Origin of the sequence: Streptomyces sp. UH6, assembly GCF_013421635.1 — a bacterium.
In the GTDB taxonomy this organism is placed as follows: domain Bacteria; phylum Actinomycetota; class Actinomycetes; order Streptomycetales; family Streptomycetaceae; genus Streptomyces; species Streptomyces abyssomicinicus.
In genome coordinates this window covers 1-5,357 of sequence record NZ_JACADT010000355.1, presented here as the reverse complement: position 1 = coordinate 5,357, position 5,357 = coordinate 1, and the positions used below count along the sequence as shown (strand labels likewise).

General features: G+C 73.6%; 5 protein-coding genes. 3 read left to right on the top strand and 2 right to left on the bottom strand.

Going from position 1 to position 5,357, the window contains the following annotated elements; all coding sequences use genetic code 11:
* Positions 1 to 848, bottom strand: an 848-nt coding sequence (locus tag HW445_RS17485) for an SAM-dependent methyltransferase (protein WP_180221942.1), incomplete at its 3' end; no start/stop codon positions are given.
* A gap of 145 nt (positions 849 to 993) precedes the next feature.
* Between HW445_RS17485 and HW445_RS17480 the strand changes: the two genes are divergently transcribed.
* From HW445_RS17480 to HW445_RS17470, 3 genes are all read left to right on the top strand, one after another.
* Complete coding sequence (locus tag HW445_RS17480) at positions 994 to 2,193, top strand: sensor histidine kinase (protein ID WP_180221941.1); 1,200 nt, start codon at positions 994 to 996, stop codon at positions 2,191 to 2,193.
* A gap of 158 nt (positions 2,194 to 2,351) precedes the next feature.
* Positions 2,352 to 3,032 carry a response regulator transcription factor gene (locus HW445_RS17475; RefSeq protein ID WP_151773369.1) on the top strand — a complete coding sequence of 227 codons (681 nt, stop codon included), beginning with the start codon at positions 2,352 to 2,354 and terminating at the stop codon, positions 3,030 to 3,032.
* Positions 3,033 to 3,119: 87 nt separating this feature from the next.
* A complete protein-coding gene (locus HW445_RS17470; protein WP_180221940.1) occupies positions 3,120 to 3,752 on the top strand; it encodes an AAA family ATPase in 633 nt (210 codons plus the stop codon).
* A gap of 177 nt (positions 3,753 to 3,929) precedes the next feature.
* On the opposite strand, the gene HW445_RS17465 is transcribed toward HW445_RS17470, so the two are convergent.
* Positions 3,930 to 5,084, bottom strand: a complete 1,155-nt coding sequence (locus HW445_RS17465) for a low specificity L-threonine aldolase (RefSeq protein ID WP_180221939.1) — start codon at positions 5,082 to 5,084, stop codon at positions 3,930 to 3,932.
* Positions 5,085 to 5,357: the final 273 nt, after the last annotated feature.

Below are 5,357 nucleotides of genomic sequence, written 5' to 3'. Positions count from 1 at the left end.
AGCGCCTCCCGCTGGGTGAGCAGGCGGCCCCCGGGCAGGCGACAGGCGTCCAGCGCGACATGGGCGGTCAGATCACGGCAGCCGTCGGGGACGGGCGGTACCTCGCGGCCTTCACGGAAACCGGTGAGCGTGCCGAACGGGGGCCGGGCGCCGGCCGTGTGCGCGTAGTCGACGGCCACCGCGAGTCCTCGGTCCAGGGAGGCCACCGCCGCTGCCCAGGCCCGGTCGCGCGGCAGGCCGATCTCGGCACGCAGTCCCTCCTCGGGCGGCAGCGGCCACCAGCGCTCCAGCCAGGCGGCGTCCTCGCCGTCCACGGGCCCGCCGGGAACCTCGGTCCCGTCCGGGCGGACCAGGACCAGGCGTGGGACACCGTCCTCGTCGGTCTCCGCGACGTCCACCGGCACGTTGTCCAGCCACTCGTTGGCGAACAGCAGCCCGCGCGCCCCGGGTGGGGGTTGGTCCAGCCACTCGATCCGCTCCGGCAGTCCGGCGGGGCGGTCCGCCACCTCCACGGCGCAGACCCGGGTCCGCAGGGCCACCTCCGGCGGGAGCGCGGCGAGGACATCGGCGGCCAGCTCTCCCCGTCCGGCCGCCATGTCGACGAAGGTCAGCTCCGGGGGCCGCTCCAGTGCCTCGTCGACCCGGCACAGCAGCCGGGAGACGGCGCCCGCGAACAGGGGGGAGGCGTGCACCGAGGTGCGGAAGTGTCCCACCGGGCCCTCCGGGCGGCGGTAGAAGCCGCCGGGGCCGTACAGCGCCGCTCGCGCCGCCTCCCGCCACCCGCGTGCGCCGTCCGTCCGGTTGCCGTCCGTCCGGTTGCCGCCCGTCCGGTCGCCGTGTCCTGTCATCGCTGCCCCGCCTTCGCCACGGGGCAAGGCTAGGCGCCTCGCACCCCCCGGGCGGGCCGGGTCCCCCTGGGGGCGTACGACCGGCCCGCGGGGATCGATCGCCCGGCTGACTTCCGGAGGCCTCCGGCATCCCTACCCTGTACAGGTGCAGCGCCTCTACGACTTCATCCGCTCCCACCAGACCTGGGTGGACGGCTTCTGGGCGGTTCTGCTCGTCCTCCCGTCGGTGGCGATGGGGACCCACCGTCCCGATACCGCCTTTGGGGAACGGCCGGTCGTCCTGCCGCTGATCCTCGCCCTCGGCGTGGCGACGACGCTGCGGTCCAAGATGCCGGAGCGGATGATGCTGCTGGCCACCGCGGCCGGAGCCTTCCAGCTGGTGATGGACGTGCCGGTCCTCCCGGCCGACTTCGCGCTGCTCATGACCATCTACTCGGTCGCCGTGGCAGGCAGCGTCCGGGCCTCCCGCGCCGCCCTGGTGGTGGCCCTCCTGGCGGCCCCCCTGGTGCAGCTGCGCTGGCCGGAGGAGAAGTCGTCCCTGCTGGGCAACGTGGTGATCCTGGTCTTCCAGACCGTGCCGCTGGTCTTCGCCTGGGTACTCGGCGACGCCCGCCGCACCCGCAGCGCCTACTTCGCACAGCTGGAGGAGCGGGCCGCCCGGCTGGAACGGGAGCGGGAGTCCCAGGCCAAGATCGCGGTGGCAGCCGAGCGCGCCCGGATAGCCCGGGAACTGCACGACGTGGTGGCCCACAACGTGTCCGTGATGGTGGTCCAGGCCGACGGAGCCGCCTATGTCCTGGACACCGCACCCGAGCAGTCGAAGAAGGCTCTGGAGACCATCTCGGCCACCGGCCGGCAGGCCCTCGCGGAGATGCGCCGCCTGCTGGGCGTGCTGCGCACGGGGGAGCAGCCGGTGAACGGCGAGTACGTGCCGCAGCCGGACGTGGCGCAGATAGAGGACCTGGTCGAACAGTGCCGGGGCGCGGGCCTGACCGTCGACTTCAAGGTCGAGGGCAGCCCCCGCCCGCTGCCCAGCGGGGTGGAGCTCACCGCCTACCGCATCGTGCAGGAGGCCCTGACCAACGTCCGCAAGCACGCCGGGCCGGAGGCGGGAGCCGGGGTCCGGCTGGTCTACTTCGACGACGGACTGGGCCTGCTGGTCGAGGACGACGGCCGGGGCGCCCCGCCGGAACTGTGCGCCGCGGGCGGCGCGGACGGACAGGGCCAGGGACTGATCGGTATGAGGGAGCGCGTCGGCATGGTCGGCGGCACCCTCGACGCCGGCCCTCGGCCCGACGGAGGCTTCCGCATCAGCGTCCTGCTGCCGCTCAGATCCACCCTCTGACACCTCGCCGACACCTCGCCGCCGGGTACCCCGCCCTCCACCCCGGCTCGCCCCTCGGACCCCCGCCCCTCGGACGTCCGGCCCTCGGACCCCCAGCCCCGTGCCCCCTCGTCCACCCGCCTCCTGCCGCCCACCCCCTCACGGAACGCGAGAAACCGATGCCGATCCGCGTGATGCTCGTCGACGACCAGGCGCTTTTGCGCACCGGCTTCCGGATGGTGCTGGACGCCCAGCCCGACATGGAGGTGGTCGCCGAGGCCGGCGACGGCGAGGAGGCGCTGCGTCTGCTCGCCGGCGCGCGGGCCGACGTGGTGCTGATGGACGTCCGGATGCCGCGTATGGACGGCGTCGAGGCCACCCGCCGGGTCTGCGCGGAACCGGGCGCGCCCAAGGTCCTGATCCTGACCACCTTCGACCTGGACGAGTACGCGTTCACCGCGCTGCGGGCCGGGGCCAGTGGATTCATGCTCAAGGACGTCCCACCGGGGGACCTGCTGGCCGCCATCCGCGCCGTGCACAGCGGGGACGCCGTGGTGGCTCCGTCCACCACCCGCCGACTCCTGGACCGGTTCGCGCCCATGCTGCCGGGTCTCCCCGACGAGCGTTCGCGGACCCGGGACGAGGAGCTGTCCCGGCTCACCACGCGCGAGCGGGAGGTCATGGTGCTGGTCGCCCAGGGGCTGTCCAACGGGGAGATCGCCGCCCGGCTGGTCCTGTCCGAGGCCACCGTGAAGACCCATGTGGGGCGCATCCTCACCAAACTCGGGCTGCGCGACCGGGTCCAGGTCGTGGTCCTCGCCTACGAGACGGGCCTGGTGCGGGCCGGAGGACTCGGCTGACACCGCCGCCCCTCCCCGCCGTGGGCCGGCGACCGCGGATTGTCCCGACCGGGCCCGCACACGGCCCGCGGCCACTAGATTCTGCCCATGCTCCTGTGGATCAACGGCCCCTTCGGGGGCGGCAAGACACAGACCGCGCACGAGATACACCGAAGGCTGCCCGGCAGCGTGATCTGCGACCCGGAGCACCTCGGTTTCGGCCTGCGCCGGATGACGCCGCCCGGCCTTCGGGGCGACTTCCAGGACCTGGTCTCCTGGCGGCAGGGTGTCGTGGAGGTGCTCGACCTCGCCCTCACCCGCCACGAGGGCGTGGTGATCGTCCCGATGACGGTGACCGATCCCCAGTACTTCGCGCAGACCGTCGGACGGCTCGGCGAACTCGGACATGACGTACGGCACTTCACCCTCCTCGCGCGACGGGAGACCGTGCTGCGGCGACTGCGTGAACGCGGCCTCGGACGCCTGCTGGGCCGCCTGGTGGGCCGGTGGAAACCACGGCGGTTCGAGAGCTGGGCCGTGGAGCGGCTCGACGGGACGCTGGAGCGCCTCAAGGAGCCCGAGTTCGCCGAACACCTGTGGACGGACGACTTCACCGTGTCCAGGACCGCCGACCGGATCGCCGTCCTGGCCGGCCTCACGCTCCGCCCCAACCGAGGCGGAGCGCTGGCCGACCGCTACCGCCGGGTCCGGGTCGGACTGCGCCACATCCGGTTTGACTGACCGGCGCGACCGAACGGCCCGGCCCGACTGCACGGCCCGGCCCGGCCGGATTGGCAGAGCCCGACCGGATCCGTGATCGAGGCCGACTGCCCTCGCCGGAGCCCGACCGCCTTCGCCGGAGCCCGACCGGGGCCGACGGACGCCGGCGGATCCTCCGGAGGCCGACCGGTGCGCCGGTCAGCCGCGTGCGATCAGCCGCTCCGCGAAGTCCCGGGCCGCCTCCCGCACCTCCTCGCCGGTCCACTCCGTCCCCGGGGAGGTCACCGTGGTCTCGTGGTACGAGATCCCGGGCCCCCGGGCGTGCCAGTCGGCCACGAAGAGCAGCCGCCCGGTCTCCTCCGCCTGGCGTATCGCCGTCCGCTCCAGCACCTCGGGCGCGTACGGCAGCCAGACCTGGAACTGGTGGGTGTGAGGCGGCTCCGGATGCACCCGCGCCCACGGCAGCCCTCCGGCGGCCAGCCCCTCCGCCAGCGCCGCCGCCACCACCTTGGCGTGCGCCACGTACTCCGGCAGCCGGGGCAGCTCCCGCTCCAGCCCGAGCAGCGCCGACAGCGCGGCCGGGAACTGCTGGAACACCTGCCCGCCGTACCGGTGCCGCCACACCCGGGCCTCCTCCACCAGTGAGGCCGGACCGGCCAGCACGGCGCCCGAGAAGCCGTCCAGCGACTTGTAGAACGAGACGTACACGGAGTCCGCCAAGCCGGCGATCTCGTCCAGCGGACGCCCGAGGTGGACCGTCGACTCCCACAGCCGGGCGCCGTCGAAGTGGACGACCGCGTCCAGTTCACGGGCCGCTTCCACGGTGGCCGTCAGCTCCTCCCAGGTGGGCAGCACGAACCCGGCGTCGCGCAGCGGCAGCTCCACCATCAGCGCGCCGAACGGCTCACCCAGGTCCTGTAGCTCCTGCGGCGTGGGCAGCCGGGGCTCCTCCGTCAGCCGCAGTGTCCGCAGACCGGACACCTCCGCGAACGCGTTGCGCTCGTGCATCTCGGGGTGCGCCAGCGGATGCAGGGCCACCGCCCGGTTGCCCGTCCGACCGGCCCAGCAGCGCAACGCGACCTGCTGCGCCATGGTGCCCGACGGGAAGAAGGCCGCGGCCTCCATGCCCAGCAGGCCGGCCACCCGGCGCTCCAGGGCCTCCACCACGCCGCCGCCGTAGATGTCCGAGGGCTCGTCCAGGTCGTGGACCGAGCCCGCGTGTTGCACCAGGTCGTCCAGCCGCTCGCGCAGCGTCGACCGGAACCCCGGCCGGGTGAGCGTCCGGACGGACTCCCGGAGCAGTTCCAGCCGCCGGGCACGCCGCGCCGCCTGGTCGTTCGCACTGTCGTTCATGGCAAGGATCATGCCTGCGATCGCCGCCCCTCGCCGGACCTGTGGAAAAGCCCCTGTGGGCGAGACCTTCCGGAAGAGCCCCTGTGGACAACGGTCGGAGGACGAGGGGAGCGGTCGGACGCAGCCTGTGGACAACCGACCCCTGCGGAAGGGATCGCGTTAACATGACGAGAAATCGTCCGGTACCCGAAGCGGACTGGAACGGGAAGGCCCTCGTCGCGTGACCACACAACCCCATCCCCCCGACCCCAGGGACCGCCCCGCGCGGCTCGC